Annotated in this window: 9 protein-coding genes; 2 read left to right on the forward strand and 7 right to left on the reverse strand. The window is 65.2% G+C overall.

Translation table 11 applies throughout. The features are described 5' to 3' along the window. Positions 1-50 precede the first annotated feature (50 nt). Together ACIRGB_RS19390 and ACIRGB_RS19395 are read left to right on the forward strand one after the other, a co-directional pair. Entirely contained in the window at positions 51-422 is a 372-nt protein-coding gene (locus tag ACIRGB_RS19390) for a hypothetical protein (RefSeq protein ID WP_403866145.1), read from the forward strand. 520 nt (positions 423-942) lie between these two features. Beyond that, positions 943-5,265: an NACHT domain-containing protein gene (locus ACIRGB_RS19395; RefSeq protein WP_403866148.1), complete on the forward strand. Its 4,323-nt coding sequence runs from the start codon at positions 943-945 to the stop codon at positions 5,263-5,265. A 233-nt stretch (positions 5,266-5,498) separates the two neighbouring features. On the opposite strand, the gene ACIRGB_RS19400 is transcribed toward ACIRGB_RS19395, so the two are convergent. From ACIRGB_RS19400 to ACIRGB_RS19430, 7 genes are all read right to left on the reverse strand, one after another. Then, on the reverse strand, positions 5,499-6,596 hold the full coding sequence (locus tag ACIRGB_RS19400; protein WP_403866151.1) for an IS110 family transposase: 1,098 nt from the start codon (positions 6,594-6,596) through the stop codon (positions 5,499-5,501). A gap of 550 nt (positions 6,597-7,146) precedes the next feature. Then, positions 7,147-10,539 (reverse strand): hypothetical protein, encoded by a 3,393-nt coding sequence (locus ACIRGB_RS19405; protein WP_403866154.1) that lies wholly within the window; start codon positions 10,537-10,539, stop codon positions 7,147-7,149. 11 nt (positions 10,540-10,550) lie between these two features. Then, positions 10,551-10,874, reverse strand: a complete 324-nt coding sequence (locus tag ACIRGB_RS19410) for a hypothetical protein (RefSeq protein ID WP_403866157.1) — start codon at positions 10,872-10,874, stop codon at positions 10,551-10,553. A 768-nt stretch (positions 10,875-11,642) separates the two neighbouring features. Continuing rightward, positions 11,643-12,866, reverse strand: a complete 1,224-nt coding sequence (locus ACIRGB_RS19415) for a hypothetical protein (protein WP_403866160.1) — start codon at positions 12,864-12,866, stop codon at positions 11,643-11,645. A gap of 105 nt (positions 12,867-12,971) precedes the next feature. After that, positions 12,972-13,874, reverse strand: coding sequence for a hypothetical protein (locus ACIRGB_RS19420; protein WP_403866163.1), 903 nt, complete (start codon positions 13,872-13,874; stop codon positions 12,972-12,974). Beyond that, positions 13,832-14,164 carry a hypothetical protein gene (locus ACIRGB_RS19425; protein ID WP_403866166.1) on the reverse strand — a complete coding sequence of 111 codons (333 nt, stop codon included), beginning with the start codon at positions 14,162-14,164 and terminating at the stop codon, positions 13,832-13,834. Before ACIRGB_RS19425 ends, ACIRGB_RS19420 begins: the two co-directional genes overlap by 43 nt. 481 nt (positions 14,165-14,645) lie before the next feature. Beyond that, the gene (locus ACIRGB_RS19430; RefSeq protein WP_403866169.1) at positions 14,646-17,561 is read right to left on the reverse strand and encodes an NACHT domain-containing protein; all 2,916 of its coding nucleotides are present in this window, start codon (positions 17,559-17,561) and stop codon (positions 14,646-14,648) included. Positions 17,562-17,788: the final 227 nt, after the last annotated feature.

Consider the following 17,788-nt stretch of genomic DNA (forward strand, 5'->3'; position numbering starts at 1 on the left):
GTCTGATGCACGGCCCACACTCGAGGCGGCAAAGAAGGGATGAGCAAACTTTGGAAACGGAAAGCCGCGCGATGCTGATCGCCGCAGTCTCGGAGATGGCCGTACTGCGTGCACTTCAACTCGCAGGGAATCGGATCATCGGAGCGCGTGGGCGCTCCGTCCGTGGACCCATGAAGTCGGTTGAACCGTGGTCGATTCACGTGCACCTGCGGGTTGAAGAGCAGGAACTCGACGCCTTCCTCAAGGACGCCTGGCAGATTCCCATCGCAGTCGGCCTCCCCGACGACCTCCTCGATGCACTCGACCTACACACCCGCACCCTGCTGACAGCCGGCATCGAGTTCAACCGCGACGATCTACGGCGCACCCTGTGTCGACTTCCCCAGCAGCCCGCCCTGCCATGGGAGTCCGTCGGTTCGTAATGCGTACCAGCAGCGAGGAAGCGCACACTCCTCGCGCAGGTCGGGCGGCATGTCGCTTGAGGCATCGGATGACCTCACGCCGGGTCTCGCCTTCTGGGTCGGCGTTCGTAATACGCCTGGCTGCGGGCATCGAAGCGCAGCTAGGTGAACACGATGCGGTGCAGCAGTCCCGACACGTCATCACTCACGACAGCTACACTGCCAGACCCACCCGATACCGCCCCGACCACCTTGACCAAAGACATAGGGCCCCCACCGCGTTGCCCCCGGTCGGCAGGCTGTGACTCACCTGCTCTGAGCTGCGTGGGTGGCGACTGCACTCGGCGTTCGCTGCGTGCAGGCGGCTCAGGCGGCTGTTGGTCCGCCAGAGTCAGGCGCGGGTTGTTGGATGAGCGGAATGCCAGGCGTAGCCCTGCGGCGGTAGGTTCGGTGTCCTTGGCTGAAGGGGTGCCGTATGCGACTGGACAGATTCTGCGTCCCTGTGGGAGAGGACCTCCCTGTCGACTCCCATGGGTTCCTCATGGACACGTCGAGCTGGTATCGCCAGCCTCCGTCGGTTGTGCCGCTGATTGACGCCTGTTCCGCTTCTGCGGTGCTGCTCGGGGAAGCTGGCATCGGCAAGTCATCCGCGCTGAATACCGTTCTCGAGGCAACCCCGACGAGCCGGGGCTGGGATGCACAAGTGCGGGTTGATCTCGGCCAGGTCCGGTCCTGGGAGGACCTGACTCGCAAGGCTGATGCGGTACTCAGCCGACTTGGCCCTAGAGGACATACGCCCGCTGCCAGCTCGGCCGATGCCGAGGCAGGGCATGCGCATCTTCTCGTCCTGGACGGCGTTGATGAATGCCGGGCCACCGGCAAAGAAATTGCTGGCTGGTTTACCGACTTGGCCGCCACCTATGACTGCCGTCGGCTACAAGTACTGATCGCTTGCCGCAGCATGGCCTACACCGACGTCCTGAGCCAGGCAGTGATCGCCGCGTTCGATATCGACGAAGCCCGCACCTACACACTGGCACCTCTCCGCCGAAGCGACTTGGTCGCAGCCGCCTCCGCCAAGGGCGTGGATCCCAAGCTCTTTCTCGAAGCTGTGACCGACGCCGGCGCCCAAGCCCTCGCGCGTACCCCTTTGACTCTGGACCTGTTGCTCGACACGTTTCTGGAACACAGCACACTGCCTGCCAGCCGCGCCAGCCTCTACTCGTTCGCCCTCCCGCATGCCGTCATGCACCAAGGCCATGACCGTGCCCCTGACGACCTTGCTGGAAGCCAGTCCCAGAGGTTCGCCACCGCAGCCCGCCTCGCCTGTTACTGCGTGCTCACCGGCGCCGAGGGCATCACCACAAGGCGCCGAACCGAGCCCGGCCAGGCTCTGCTGGCCATCGACACCTTCCTCGGCACACGAGAGGGCACCCCCGGTGACACGTTCACGATCGAGCGCCCCATCGTTGAGGGGGTCCTGAACAGCTCGCTGTTCAGCAACCGCGGCCCTGCAGCCGCTGGTCCTGCTCACGCCTCCATCGCCTCCTACCTCACCGCTCAATACCTCACCGACCACCAAGTCCCCCGCGAACAACTGCAGGGACTTCTCGTCCACCGGGGGGAGGTCGGCGAGCCTGGCATTCCCACAGACCTTCATGAACTGGCTGCCTGGCTCATCTCCCTGCGTCCAGACCTCGGCCCTTGGCTGATCGAGGTCGACCCGCAGGCCATAGCCTCCTACAGCTCTTACATCGAGGACCCGCACTGCGCCGAACTCATCGTCGATGGCTTGCTGCGCCAAGCCCGACAGGACACGACTGGCGACGGCCTGCCCTGGTGGCATATGGCGCCCCTGCGACACCCCGGCCTTGCCGGCCAGTTGGAGCAGGCTCTTCACGAAGCCGTAAACCGCGCGCCCCACATCACACACGAACTCGAACTCATCCTCAACCTGATCGCCGAGAACGAGGTCAGGGAACTTTTGCAGGCAGTAGCTTCCATTGCCTGTGATGCCCAGCATCCTCACCGGCTGCGCCGCCTGGCTGCCCAATGTGCTGGCATGCTGGACCAGACAGAGGCTGCTCCACTGCTCAGGCCCATCCTCGCCGAACTAGCTCAACAGCCCGAGCACGATCCCGCCGACGGCTTGCGCGGCGCTGTCCTTCAGACATGCCAGCCCTGGCTCACCCTCGATGAACTCCTCGCAGCCCTGACGCCGCCACGAACCGATCCCAGCCTTTACACCTCTTTCTGCCGCCGTCTGCCTGCTTCTCTCTCGGAGGACCAGATCGCGCCATTTCTGGGCTGGGCCGGATCGCATCTCATGAATCCCAATTCCTTGTGGGCCGGCTGGTCCGACGAAGCAGCCATGGTCCAGGGCCTCCTCGACCGCGCACTGAGCGGGCCGGAAGCCGAGGCGCGTGTTCCCATTGTGGCTGTGTGGCTGCGTATCTACCTGCAGACGTACCCACAGTTGTCCGTTCCCGCGCCGCTGTGCGCACCGTTGGACGACCCTGACAACCAGCACGCTCGCCATCTGCGCCGCACGCTCACTCGACACCTCATCGACGTCGCCCAAGACGCAGAGGATGCCTTCCAGCTGGCCGAGGGATGGGACCCGCATTCCACACGGACCGTCCGCTCGCGTTTTGAGACATCCGTCGGCCCTGAACGAGAACAGCGCACCAGCCTGCTCGACGCCACAGATCTCGCCTGGCTCGTAAAATTCGAACAGAGCCTCAGCGACGAAAAGGCGCCGCATGCCTGGCCCATGCTGCAGCACGTGTGGTCCATGGCCAGGACGACAGACGCCGGGCAGGACACGGCATGGTCCACTCAAGGCACCAGAGTCTGGTCACAGGTGTTCGCTCAAGACCTTGAGGCCATTCCCATCGACGGCCCTCGCGCTGACCAGCTCAGGGCCCAGGCGGCAAGACGTCAGTCGCGAACGGAGCCATGGCAGGGCCGCGACGAGTACATCACCACCACCCGCGAGTTTCTCGCACAGGCGGAGTCGGGCGACCACGACAGCTTCGTGTCCCTGTGCTGGAACCTGCAATGCGATCCGGACACAGGCAGGTTCGCGGCCACCGAGTTGCTCACCGATCTGCTGTCTCTTCCCGGTACCGTCATCCTCGCCGACGGCTATGAACACCGCTTGCTGGCCGTAGCACGCAGGTTCGTCACGAACGGCCTGCCCACCGACAGCAGCTGGATCGGCACCAACAGCCTTCCCGCCCGTCCATGGGCAGCAATCTTTGCCTTCACAGCACTCCTCAACGACGACGGCGAGATACTGGCCACGCTGCCCTCAGGCCAATGGCAAGCCTGGGCACCGACACTCCTAGCCTTCCCCCTCACCAGCACTGCGGCCCGCCACGTCGGCCCGCGCGGCCAGCTGCTGGAAATGGCCCTCCTCCACGCCGCGCTGCAACTCGAGACCACCTACGACACGCTGGTCCGGGCGTTGTACGAGGCGGAAGAGACCTCGCCTGTCCTCGACCTGGCCTCCTACATCTGGACAACGGAGCTGGAGACCAGGTTGCTGCAGACACTCACTGACCTCACCGCGCAAGCTCACGAAAAGGCTCCCGCCATCGGCCCTGGCGGCCACGATGTCCTCGCTCGTGTCCTCACCATCCTTCTACGTCAAGGCAGCCCCCGTGTCTGCCACCAAGTACGGGACCGATTCGGTGCGCCGCTGAGCGAGCCCAACCCAGCACGCGACGAGCGTCTGGACGCCGCTTATCTGCGTGTCTTCCTGTTGGAGACACCCACAGAAATCTGGCCGACAGCAGAGCACCGTCTTCGTACCGACGGCACCGCGCTCGTAGCCGTTTCCGGCGCCTTTTCCCGCTCTCACAGCACTCAGGCGTGGCTCTTCAAACTGTCCGAACCGGCACTGGCCGAAATCGCCCGCATCCTCCTGGGCCGCTTCCTCTCGACGGACTCGGCTGGCTCGTCCCCGCCGGGTGCGACTGCTGCGCAGACGCACATTGATGTCGTACTCGACCACCTCGCCTCGCGGGGCACCGGTGAGGCCATCCGTCTCCTACGAGAGTTGGCGGCCGATTGGCCCAAGACCAGCATTATCCGAGCGGCGGCACAGAAAGCCGTGCAAGCGCACCGGGAAGGTTCCTGGGTCCGCCCCACCCCCGACGAACTCAGTCAGCTGATCCACGACCCACGTCGACGACTTGTCAGGGACGGAACGGATCTGATGGACGTCGTCATCGCTCTCCTGAACAAAATGCAGGAAGACCTGGCCCAAGGGACTCTCCCCGCGGCGATTCTGTGGAACGAAACCGAGCTGGAAACCCTGCCGAACGGCCAGAGCGGAAAGCAACGGCTGCGATTCCCCAAAGACGAGAACCTGGTGTCCGACTACCTCGCTTACGCCTTACGACGAGACCTCGTCGAAGGCGGCATTCTCATCAACCGCGAAGTGCAGGTGTACCGCAACATCAAGGGAGCAGGCGACCGCATCGACCTGCTCCTGCAGGCGCCCACCGCTGCGGCGACTCACTCCTCACCACAGCGGCAGGAAGAGTCCGTGGCCCAGGTCGCTATCGAAGTAAAGGGCAACTGGCACGACAAGATCAAAACCGCCATGCAAACCCAGCTCGCCGACGACTACCTCGCCGCGCTGGGCACTCGCAACGGCATCTACCTGATCGCCTTCTTCCCCACCGACCAGTGGACGGCGAAGGAACGCAAGCGGCCAGCTGCAAGGCAGACACCTGCCGGCCTGAAGGAGACCTACGATGCCCAGGCCGCTCAGCTCAACCAGAGTAGGAACCTGAACGTCCGAGCGTTCGTCCTCGACTGCACCATCCGCAGCTCAGCACAACGGAACACCTGACGAAACCGGCTTCTTAGGCGCATAGGCGAGTGCAATCGCAAAGTAGGCTCACCCCCAAACGCGTCACACGGGACAGGCCGCATGAGGAACCGACCACACGCGCCCGACAGCGCAGCCGCCCTCACGACGAAGCCGCACCGGAGAGCTCCGGTGCGGCTTCGTCGTCTCACGGCTCCGTGCACAGGCCCCACCAGGATGGTCCTTGGCGGGGCCTCGCCGTATCACCGACGCCCCTATAACGCGGGGGTACGGAAAACCGGTCTGACCAGGTTGAAGACCTCGCGGGCTGCGTATCGCTTGAGGCATCGGATGATCTCACGGCGGGTCTTGCCCTCCTGGGTGCGGCGTTCGTAGTACGCCTGGGTGCGCGGGTCGTGACGCAGCCGGGTGAAGACAATGCGGTGCAGGGCCGCGTTCGCCTGCCGGTCGCCGCCGTAGTTGAGCCGACGTGTGCGCCGCCGGCCAGAGGAGTACTCGATGGGGCTGACTCCGCAAAGGGCAGCAAAGGATGCCTCGGTGTTCAGTCGCTCGGGATTGTCTCCCATGGTGATCAGGAGAGTGACGGCGCTGTCCGGGCCGATACCCACCGGTTCGAGCAGCTGCGGGGCGTGGTGTTCGACGAGCCGGGTCAGGCGTTGGTTGAGCTCGTTGATCTGTGCGGTGAGCTGTTCGATGCGTTCGGCGAGCATGCGCAATGTCATGTGGGTGGCCTGGGTAACCGCGTCCTGGTCGTTCCCACCGTCGCCTGGGCTGAGGGTCGCGCAGGTGCGGAACAGCTCGGCGTTGCCGAGGCTCGACATTCGTTCCCGCAGGGCGGGGTCGGCGATGACCAGGACGGCCTTGAGCTGGTTGATCGCCTGGGTGCGGGCCTTGACCGCGGAGTCCTTGGCAAGTTTGTAGATCCGGGCGCTGTGCACCGGACCGTCGCCGGATTTGGCCCGAGCCCGGGCGCGACCGCGCAGCACGGCTCGCGCGGCGGCCTGAGCGTCGAGCGGGTCCGACTTGCCGAGCAACCGGCGGGCAGACCGGTCGGGCCGGTTCACCTCGTACACCTCGACGTGCTGGGCCAGCAGGTAGCGGGCGAGGCTCGCGCCGAAGGTACCGGTGCCCTCCACGCCGGCCCGGCGCACCGTCCCCCGCTTGCGGGCCCAGACAAGCAGTTGCCGGTAGCCGGCCGCCGTCGCCGGAAAGGACTCGGTGCCTAAGATCTTCCCGAGCGAGGAGATGACGGCGGCGACGTGTACCTCGCCGTGCGTGTCCACGCCCAGGACGACCTCGCGTCGAACCGGCGGATCCGTGCTTGAGGAGGTGCTGCGCTGTCGGGTCGTCATGGTGGTTCGCCTCCCGCTATGTGAGGTGCAGGGTGGATGGCACCGGGCTGCTCGGGCGGTCTGAACTGTGATGGCGCCTGATCGTCGGCAAGGCCCCTATGGGGACACGCCCTGTGGCTCGGTGGCAGGCAGCATCCCTCAACGGCAGTCGACAGGTCGGTGACTGGACACTTCGGTCAAAAATCTCACGAGTCAGACCTCCGCCGGGGACGGCACTGCACAACCGTCCCATCGGTCCCGGAACAGCGGTATGACTCGATCACTGGCGGATGACTTCGGCCGAACCGACGCTCAACTTGACTGAGCACGCCGACAAGGCGTGGACTCTCGTCCACTTCTGACCGGTATTTCTTGGCTGGCACCGCCCAGATCAGCACCGGTTACAACGGGCTTCTTGCACCTGATCTTCACCGAGCTGCTGGTCCATCGGCACAGGGGGACTTGCTTATGCCAGCGCAAGCGGAGCCAGCAACTTCCACTGCCGGTCGGTGAGTTTATGACGGAGTACCCCCACCATGTACCACTACCCGATGATCTTTGAAGGCGGACCCTAGCCTTCCGCTGGCACGAGGTCCGCCAGGAGGGGCAGGTGCTCCGGCGCCACACCGGTGATCTCCTCAGCCACCTGTTCCCATGGGCCCCAGCACAGTGCCTCGACCAGCACGAGGCGTCCCTGCGGGCAGGGGCCGAGCGACTGGGCGATCGCTGCGAGCGCCTTGCCGCGGTGCTCGGGCGCGGTGAGGGCGTCGGCCAGGGCGCGGGCCACCGCGCGGGCACCCACCTGGCAGAGCGTCTTGACGACGGCCGGCGTGGACGCCTCGCGCAGGACAGGAGTGCTGATCTCCTCCAGCAGCGCGGCGGCGCGGGTGACGTCTCCCGTGGCTGCGGCGCCCGCCGCGAGGTAGCCGAGGGCGCGCTCGTCTGCTTGCCTGGTGGTGATCTGCTCTGCTGCGGCCAGATCACCGGCGTCCACGAGCCCTTTCACGACACCGGTGAGGATCTCGTCGACCGCGTCCTTCGGCAGGCTGCCTTCCAGCCTGAGCACCGCGTCGATATCGCCCGCCGCGAGGAGGGCACCGGCGGCGGCGTACGTGTCCCAGCGTCGGCGGGAGGGGCTGTGGGCGGTTCCTGCCAGGCTCAGGATCTCCTGAGCCAGCTCTACTGCTCCGTCCGGATTCCCGGTGCGGCCGAATGCCTCGGCCACTCGTCGCAGGCCCTCGGCGCGCTCGGCAGGATCTGCCAGGGTCCGGCTTTCGTGGAGTACGCGGCGCAGAAGCTCGTCCCTCTCCGCGGGACGACCCGTGTGGTGCAGGCCCTCGGCTATCTCCGCGAGGTCGAGGACGCGTGCGTAACCGTCGGACGCGGCGGCGGCCTGTTCGGCGCGGTGTATGAGGCGGGCTGCGTCGTCCTGCTGCCCGGACTGGCCAACTGCGACGGCCAGCTTGATGAGGGTGGTTACCCCGAGCCTTCGATCCCTTTGCGCCAAGTTCGTCGCCCGCTCGACCACGGCGTGGGCGCGTTCCTTCTGGCCCGCCCGCAGCAGGAAGTCGGCGGTGTCGGCCGAAAGCGCCACCCGCCAGTGGAGGTAGGGCACCTCGTCGGTGACCTCGCGGGCGTCCCGGGCCAGGCGCAGCGTTTGCACCGCGTCACGGAACCCCGCCGCCGTCCGGCCAGCGGCGTTGAGGACGCGCGCCCGGTAGACGGGTTCCGTGATCCGCTCAGTCAGCTCCAGAGCTCGGTCGAGGTCACCGGCTTCCGCGGCCGCGATGCCGATCTCGACCAGGCTCTCCTCCGGATTGTTCAGGAAACGGCTGCCCAAGTCGATCGCCTGTTGGTGGTGCCCAGTCGCTTCCAGGCCCGCAGCAACCTCGGAGTAGAGCCAGCTCACGCCGTCGGGGTCGTTGACGTCCGCTGCCAGCTGGGCCGACGTCACGGCGAACTCGGCGGCCTGCGCGGCGAGCCCCGGTGCCGTGGACATCCCCCGGGCGAACAGGGCGAGGTACTGCGCCCGCCGGACCGTGTCGCCGGAGTCGGCCGAACTGGCCACGACACGCTCCGCCAGCGCCAGGGCTCGGCGATGCTCGCCGAGCCAGGAGAGCGCGGCGGCCAGTGAGGCGCCCAGGGCGCTCCGGGAGACGGTGTTGGGCACTGCCATGACCGCGTCGACGGCTTCCAGCGCCCAAGGAACCGCATTGGCTGCCCGGTTCCCGGCCGTCTCCTGAGCCGCCGCGGCGCTCCTCGTCACCGGGGACAGTGCCCCGATGCCGGCGACCAGAGCTTCTGCCCTGAGCTCCGGGTCGGTGATACGGCGGGCCGTCCGCAGGGCCTCGGCGGTCCGGCCGGAGTCCGCCAGGCCCTTGGCGATCGCCACCAGGAAGCGGTCGCGGGCTTCGGTGCTGTCCGCTCCGTCGAGCAGGGCGGCCGCCTGATCCAGGCGTGCGGCGGCGGCCATAGCGCCGGCGATGGCGCTCAGGGCTGCCACCCGGTCCCACGCGTCGCGCTGCGACTCGGCCAGATGAACGGCGCGCATGGGGTGCCCGCACCGGGCCCACAGGGCGATCAGGTCGGAGGAGAGAGGCGCCGTCCGATCGTGCAGCCCGTCCCGCGCGGCGGCCAGTCGCAGGGCCACGGACACGTCCTGATCGCCGCGGCGCCCGCCGTCCGCCAGCACCAGATCGAACGCGGCTGACACCGCGCTGAGCGCCTCCAGAGCCGCCCCGGACGCCTGCCACAGCCGTTCCTGCCACCGGGTATCGCAGGCCAGCGCCACCAGCCCAGATGTGTCCCCCTGTTCGTGCAGCAGTTGGGCGTAGCCGCGCAGCAGGTACTCGGGGGTTTCCTCCGGCCACCCCGCGCGCCGGTAGGAGTCCGCCCACCGGTGCAGACGGCTGCGGTGGGTCGCCAGCTCCTGGTCCGTGAACAGTTCCGCCGCGCCGCGCCGGATCTCGTCATGTGCGAAGAGAAAGAGGTGCGGACCGGCGGATGTCCAGTGCCCAAAGCGCTGGCGGAAGCTGCGGCCGTTCACCGCGGACAGCTCGCGCTCGACCAGCCGCGCCGGGCTCTCGGTCAGCTCAGCGAAGTCGTGCGCGCTCAGGCCGCCTCCTGCCGCGATGGTCAGAGCGGCCAGGTCCCAGCCCAGTCCGGCGCCGTCTCGCAGTCGCACCAGATCCCGCTCCGCGTCCCGGCGCGCTGCGCGGGCGTGCGGGGAGGGCTCCAGACGGTGGTCGATCCGCGTGCTGCGCAGGGGGTGGTCTGCGGGCACGTCCCCCGGTATCGGCGGATGCGGACGGCCGGCGACGAGGATTCGCATGCCGTGCGGGGGGACGCGTGGCAGCAGCGCCGCGATGCTGTGGCCGTCGGGACCAGCGGTCACGCCGCGGTCCTCGTCCAGCCCGTCCACCACGAGCACGAGCCGTCGGCCGCGCGCCGCGCATCCCTGTGCGGCGCGGTGCAGCGCGAGCAGCATCTGCTCGTCTCGCGTGGCGGGGGTGGTCAGCGGTTCTGCCTCGCCCAGCATGGCGTACACCTGCCGCTGGACGACCTCGCAGAAGGCCGCGGCGTCGTTCTGCCCGGCCATGCGGGAGGTGATGAAGAACGACACGACATCGACGCCGGGTGGAGGGTGCAGGACGAAGTGCGCCAGCAGGGCGGACTTTCCCGCCCACGCCGGGGCCACCCAGCGCCAGTAGCCGGTGCCGGGATGGTCTACGGGGGCATCGTGCGCGCTGAAGGCAGCCAGCTGGGCGAGTTCGCTCTCACGCCCCTGGAAGTCGGCGGCGGCGAGGGCCTGTTCCACCTTGAGGAGATACCCTGAGACAGCGGCGCGTCCCGCAAACACCTGCACGGAGCTGTCGATCATCACACCGCTGTTGGCGAAGGCTCCGGCTCCCTCGGCGGAGGATCCACCCGACTTGCGCACCGCAGCACGTCTGAGGAAGAACATCGGATGCGCCGCTACTCCTGCCGCCGGTAACCGGTGTTCGCACTGCCGCCGTCCGCCCGCGCGTCACCGGTCTCCTCGACGGAGACCTCACCGGCTGGCGAGGAGGCGACAGCACCCGTGTTGGCGTCCCCGCCACCGGTGGCCGTGGCACGCCCGGTTCTGGACACCTGTACGGACGTGCTCCCGGTCGGGGCCAGTAGCGCGCAGACGCCGACTCCCAGGGCGGCCATGCCGACCACCGCGGAGGCGACCCCGGCCACCTGGTTCGCCCGGTTCCAGCTCAGCAGCGAAAGCGCACCGGCGAAGACCGCGAGGGCCAGCACCGTCGTGACCAAGACGGCGCGCCGACCACCGTGGACAGGCACCCTCTCCCCCCCTCACGTCCCGTCGAGGCGGAACCGCACCGGGCCAGGTACGGGGGCCCCCGCCGCATGCCAAGTCCCACCATACGGCCAGACCCGAGTCGCCGTGGAGGAATGCCTTGAATGCACAACGATGCAGTTCAGAGGCAGATACTGGCACATCTCTGCAACGCAGCGCCATCAAGTAGACAACTTCAAAAGATCTCATCTGTCACCGAGCCGTGTCGCCACCACCCTGACCACCCTCGCCACCCGCACCGACAGTCCATCGGCCGGGCACTTGCCGCCCGCAGATCGCCCTCACCCCGAACGGCTCGCCGCACTCGTCGGCACCTCTCGCGAGACCTGCACCGACGTGCTGCACGAGTTCCCGACCGCGGCCTGCTCCGCCTGGCCCGCGGCCGCATCACGGCCCTCGACCCGGCTCGCCTGCACGACGCCGCCGGATGCCCGCCGCTTCCGGGCTGTGCCCACCGTTTGGGCAGGCGTAACTGCGGCGTTCGAACGCGGCGCTGCGGACAGAGGTGTCATGCGTCATCGTCGTGCAAGGGACAGTTTCTGCTGCCCATCCACGGCTCGTGGCCGACGGTGGCTGGTCCCAGGGGCAGTGACCACGCCTTGCGGACACTGTCGATTAGCGGGCGGGCACTGAAGGGAGAGACACCGAGTTCCTGACGCGCTTCCGCCAGCCGTTCCGGAGCGCCGTCCGGCCCTTGGCCGGCTGCCTGCCGGGTACGGCGTTTAAGGCCCTCGGAGCTGAAAAATGTCAAGGAGAGTAAGGGAGAAGTAGGCGTACGCGGATGCTTCCTCGATCAAAAGTCGAGCATCGTCTCCCAATTCGTGCTGGGCGACGGGGCCGGGGTGGTCGGCGGTGCCGTAGAAGGCGAACTTCTCCAGGGTGATGCGCAGTTCTCTCTCCACACAGACGCAGGGTTCACGCAGGTATCCGCCGAGGGTGCGGAAGACATGCAGGATGCCGCTGGTGTCACGGGTCCACTGGTGCTTGCTCAAGAGGATGCGGAAACCTGCGAGCGTTTCTGCCAGCTCGTCGAGGATGAGGTGGCGGGAGATGTACCTCAGTTCCAACGACTGAGTCATCTCCTGCATCTCCCGGATCTGGAGCCCGTAGCGCAGGAGATCTCGCGGTATGCCGCCGGACAGGACATGAGCAAGCAGTATGTAGGGCTCGGTCAGGGAACCGCTGCGTTGGGTAAGGATGGCCCGGGAATCTCTCAGGGAGCTGTCTGTGGCATCACGGTGCGGCAGGCCCCGGCGGACGAAGGCGGCGCCCACGTCCTCTGCCACCGATATCAGGTAGTAGACGTGTGGGACTCCCAAAATGGCCTTGATCTCGCTGAGAAACGCCAGCGCATGTGCGGATGAGCCGAGGCGGTCGACTTCATCGATGGCGATCACGACGATCCTGTCCTTCGACTTCTGCTCAACCGCGATCCGCCCGAGCAGGTCGCGGAAATCCTCCACCAGCTCCGGGAAGTTGGGCGGGACGGTGGAGACGGACGTGGTGTGCGAGCTGCCCACGGTCAGAACCTGTGAGGCGCCGGTGGACAGCGCATTCGTGGACATCTGGATCGTCTGGAGGCGGTACAGGTGGTCGCGGCATCTGGTCACCAGCTCGGGTTCCGCCGGCCGCGGGCGCCAGCCGCCCGCCCTGGCCACGAGGACTCCGCCGATCATGCCTGCGAGCCGGAGCGGGTTCTCGGGATCCGCCAGAATCGAGTAGGTCTGAGCATTGTGGATGAGGTATATCAGGAGAGCGCTCGCGGCGGCGGCGGCCAGGGGCCCGAAGATCATGTTCGGTGAAACGCGCCACGTGCCAACCGAAAGGGTGCTACCCGAGTCGCGCCACTTCAGGAAGTAGGCCCATGCGAGCATCAGGAACAGGGTACTCAGCATGGTGCCGAAGCTCAGGTGCCGTACCTGTTGTTGCACCTGTCGGTCGAGCACAATGCTCCCGAGTGACACTAGCGCCAGTCCCACACCGATGGGGGTGCTCCCGAAATGCCACAAGGCGCCCAGGATGCGGGGCAGCCATGCCGTCCGCCGCGTCTTCTACCATGCGACGCCTGCGACAACGGCCAGGACGCTGGCGGCAACCGAATGCCGTTTCCAGAGCTCCAACACCTGGGCCTGGATCAGGTCCTTCTGAGTGCCCGCCTGATCAGCGAGCGAGTCGGCGTACTGCGCATACAGTGAACGAGCGGACTCCGACAGTCCGAGAGCCACGAGTGCTGTGGCCGGAATGGCGAAGAATCCCCAGCGTGTCAGACGCGCTCCCGCCGAGGTGACACGACGCAGCCGACGACGCACGTTTGATAGCCGCGTGAACTCGGGGACGTCGTAGCCCTCGTCGCGGATGTACTCCTGACACAGCCGCACGGATAGCGAGAGCAGGAAGTCGTGCGGGGCGTAGGTGGCCGGCGCCTGAGCGAGCACCCCGAAATCCGCGTCCTTGACGCACTGCTCCAATAACTTGGTCTTGCCCGTGCCTCGTGGCCCACACACGGCGATGGTGCCGTAGTCGATGTGTGCGATCTTGCGCCGCAGTTGCCGTGTGACCTCATTCTCGACGAAGTAGCCCGGCGCCCGTAGCGCCCTCAACCCCTCGTACTCCCCCGGAATGAAAAGCGAGTCGGGGTCCTCGCCGAGCGACTGGCGCACCACCTGAGCGACCAGCGGCTGGGTGACCTTCTCAAGGGCCTCGCCCCAACGCACGGCAGACACCCCCAGTTCGACGCGCTGCGCCAGCCACGCCCCCTTCCACGCCGCGGCGACGAACGCCTGCCGTACGTTGAACCACACCGCGGTGCCACGCCAGAACAGAACGAACAGCGCCACCCCCGCCGCCGCAACGGCCCCGGCCAACGCCACCGGCCCACCGATGGCCAGCACCACTACGCTCGGACACACGATCAGCAGGCAGGTCGCCCACCAGTTCCACTCTGTCTCACGCACGGCTGCCCGGTGTTGTCCTGGATCTCCGCCAGGTCGGTGAGCGCCTTGTCGAATGCGTCCTTCCGTGGGCCACCGCACTGACTGACCGAAAAGGTCTCGTACGGCCCCGACCTCATCTGTTCCAGAACGGCTTCCCGGCTCGCACCACTGCGCTTGCCGAGCAGGCGCGCCGACTCCGGAGCATCAACAGCGGTGAGCACGCAGCGCAGGTAGATGAGGGACTGGTCCGGCTCCATAAAGTCCGCGATCTTCGCCCACCACAGATCCAGCCACGTTCGCAACGGAAGCATCGTCGCCTTTCCCTGAGTGCCAGAACTCGCGGATGTTAACGCCCCAGACGGTCCCACGGGAGGGGCACTCAGCGGTCAGGCCCCGGAGAGCACCGGCCACGGAGCTACTCAGGGGGCGCCTGGCTGCCGCGCTGGCCGTCTGGCCCTGTCTCTCCGCACCCACGGACGAGGCCCGCACCGCCGTCCACCAGGAAATCGACGCTTTCGCCGAGGGTCGGACTGCTCCAACTTGCATGTAGCATCATCTGCTTACGAAGAGACCAAACCTCATCCTGAAATGCTCAATAAGCACTGCCCCTATCGTGTAGCTGACTCGAAACGCTTCACGCGGGAGCATCCCCGCAGGCCCTCGGTGGACTTTTCCTCCGCACCCATGCCCTGCCCGATCGCAGCCGAGTGGCTCGCCAAATGGGAACTCACTGTTGACCGCACCTTGAATGGTGCTGAACCTCTTCCCATCCAGCTGAATACTCATGGCCGATCAGCCGAATCCGGCCACTTTAACCTCGCTTGGAGGGAGCAATAGGGGGTGAGCGAGCAAGTCGAGAAGTTGCGTGAAAGTCATGGAAATCTGCCAGGAATTGACATCCTGGGCGTTGACTACACTGATGCACGCCTCGATAGCTTGCTGGTCTCCTATGACGGCGAGCGCCCCTTCACTATCCAGTGGGAGCGAAGACTCAACGACAGGAATGGTAATATCCTCGACTCGAACCTGATGAACGGGGTGTCTTTCAAGCGCTGCAAGGAAACGTCGGGCAGGGCCAAGCTCCAGCAAGTTCTCTGGCAATAGGTGGTCTCGCGCATATTCGGCGAGATCAGATTTCTTGACCACATTGAAATCGAGAGGAGGGAGATTGGGAACCATTCCTGAGAGATACTCACTGGACAAAACTATCGAGGCCGAGCGTTCCTCGGCTCTCAAGTTGTCAATAGCCGCAGCAAGCAGTCGGCTAGTCCATGAACTGCCGGGACCCGTAGCCTGGGTCATACAGCTAAGGACTGCAAGGGCAGTCAGCAAGCGGGCGTCGCGTGCACTCAGCGCATCTCGAATCGCGTACTCAATTCGGATACGGGCTTGCTCATGAAGCTGCGCTGCCGAAGCAAGACTATGTGCGGCATGTTGCAGAATATGGATCCGTGGAGGCCGTCCGATTAGAGTAGTCGCATAGTCGACTAGCATATTATGAAAGCGCGGGTGATGGCGACTGAAATCGTCGTCTAGGAGATCGAGCGCGAGCTGCGCCCCAGGAAGCAGAAGCAGCGTCACTGCATCCCTGGAGTCAAACGAACGTAGCGCGTTGACGAGGTCGCCGCGCAGGTGCGGACGGTGCGTAAAGATACCTGCAGCGGCCAACAGCCAGGTGTTGCGCCACGAGTAGCTAGCAGTAAGAGATTCAAGTCGCGGGACAATTTCGGCTTCAGGTCCGGAGATTAGCGCTCGGGCAGCCATATATTCCTGAAGGCTGCGTACCTCAAAGCCGATAAAACCCGCATTCGGAGCAACGAGCAAGACAAGTCGTTCGGTTGCCGCTTCCAGCAGTTTATCAGCCAGGATCCCTGCAGCATCCTGGTCCTCGATTTCCTGAAGCAGTCGCTGTTGGATATCTTCTCGAAGTTCGCCATCTTCGATCACCGCATCCAATTCCTGCGACTTGGCTGCGCTAATCTGTAGCGACAGCCCCACATGCTGGTGGAGCCAATCGATCTGGAGCCTATTGTCTGCAAGGAGCTGTCCGGTTGCGCCTGGCTTATCCACCTCTCGGGCGTAGATGGTGTTGTAGTAGGCGTCAAAAAGCTCGTAGCGGTTCTGCGGCAGTCGGGCGCGCCGCTCGACTAGCAGGGACATGATCGTCACTTGGAGCGGCGAGCGCATTAGGTGAGCGGTGCCATCCTCGGATAGCGCTGCTCTGACTCGCTCCAACACAGTGTCACGCATATCAAGATCGTCACCGTGGCGCGCGATGGCGAGCCTTTCGGCGTACTGCAGTGCGTCGCTGTCCGCCATGGGCACCAAAGTAAGCGCCTCGTAATCGCCAGAGTAAAACTCGCCTTTGTAACCCTGCGGGCGCGTTGTTGCGATCACGAAGATATCGGCATCGACCTGTCGGGCTTCAAGAAGGAAATCAGATATGCGAGACATCACTTCCTCGCGCGCGCGGCGGGACGCTACCTCATCAAGTCCGTCTAAGATCAACAAACACGGCCATGTCCGCAACCAGCGCTTGATGTGGCTACCGGTAACGGGCACGGAACTTCGGTGGCCTACCCGGTCGGCCAGAAAGCGCATGAGACTGACGTCCTCGCCGCCGAGTAGGGCGTTGGCGTACTGGTTGAGGGCAATGCGGATGGGCCACCGGCGACCCTGGGGCGGGTGCAGCCCAATTTCTGCAAACTCGCGACGGAGGGAATGCAGAACTGTGCGAGCCTCGGTTGTGAGCAGGTGCTCTCCTTCTTCATCAAGAAGAGCAACACGATAAATCTGACAGATCAACTGCCCAAGCGTACTTTTTCCCTGTCCAGGACCGCCAATTAAGACGACGTTGCGCGCTTCGCTCAAGGGGTGTCGCGACGGACGTAGAACCGTATCGCCGCGTTCGAGGATATATGCGGCTACACAGGTAGAGTATGACTTTGGCCCGTCTTGATAAATTAGAGCCCGTTCCGTTTCCGGCCGAGTATCACGCTCTCCAAAGGTGGCGCGCAAATCGACCACTACCGGACCGAGTTTAATTTTTTGATTGTCTGCCTGAGATCCCGCCTGACCTAGGCGTACCCACTGATCAGAGAGGAGTTCCCTGCCGGCATGTGCACGGATCAGTTCGGCGGTCTCGGATTCCGCGTCGGGGACCGTGGTGAGCAGGCGTGAAAGAACATCACCCGGGGTGATGAAATGCGCGAAGGCCCGACGGACACCTTCGTAGATGTCCAGAAACCGGCAAATCTCGTCTCCATGCCACAGGGCCCAGCCTTTCAGGGGGATCCTTGACTTGTTGACGTAGGAGGCTATAAGTCGATCAATACGAGCGATTCCGCCGGTCTCAGGGACGGGCGAGAGAGACACATTAGTTGTAAAGATCAAATATTCCGGCAAGCGACCGCGCTTGGAGTATGCGTAGAGCCACGCTTTGAATTCCGCCTCAATTTGACGCTCAAGCCATTCGACCCCAGAGCTACCACCTTTAGGGCGTTGCATAAATTTGGCTTGTATCACCCCATAGCCATCCCAAGGCTGGTGCTCGTTTGGGTAAGGAATCTGACCGGTAAACGTCGCTTCCCGACCGCCGTCTTTGCCGTCCCCGAAGACCGAAACACCGGGGCCAAGCACGCACTTGGCCAGTGTCTGAGACAGGTGCTCGAACTCTCGCCACCCTAGACGCGTCAGGTCATAGTCCATCGGATCATCCTGGCACGCCGAGTCCTCAGCCGGGTCGCAGCAGCGAGCTTTCCCCATTATCCTTCTGGGGCAGGCCAGATGCAGGGGCAGGACGGCTTGGGAAGGTCGTCCTCTGGGTGAGGCCGCGGGAGCACTCGGACGCCGAACCACTGATGGCACTGCACACCAGGTGGCCGGTGGTCAGCCTGGCCGGGGCCCGCGGACGAACGCAGTTTCTGGGCAATGCG

This window comes from Streptomyces sp. NPDC102490 (genome assembly GCF_044765285.1).
Classification (GTDB): domain Bacteria; phylum Actinomycetota; class Actinomycetes; order Streptomycetales; family Streptomycetaceae; genus Streptomyces.

What these genes read in the sequence shown, in the direction of transcription:
- ACIRGB_RS19395 (WP_403866148.1), top strand. Translation starts at nt 943, where the DNA reads ATGGACACGTCGAGCTGGTATCGCCAGCCTCCGTCGGTTGTGCCGCTG.
- ACIRGB_RS19400 (WP_403866151.1), bottom strand. Translation starts at nt 6,596, where the DNA reads ATGACGACCCGACAGCGCAGCACCTCCTCAAGCACGGATCCGCCGGTT.
- ACIRGB_RS19405 (WP_403866154.1), bottom strand. Translation starts at nt 10,539, where the DNA reads ATGTTCTTCCTCAGACGTGCTGCGGTGCGCAAGTCGGGTGGATCCTCC.
- ACIRGB_RS19425 (WP_403866166.1), bottom strand. Translation starts at nt 14,164, where the DNA reads ATGCTTCCGTTGCGAACGTGGCTGGATCTGTGGTGGGCGAAGATCGCG.
- ACIRGB_RS19430 (WP_403866169.1), bottom strand. Translation starts at nt 17,561, where the DNA reads ATGGACTATGACCTGACGCGTCTAGGGTGGCGAGAGTTCGAGCACCTG.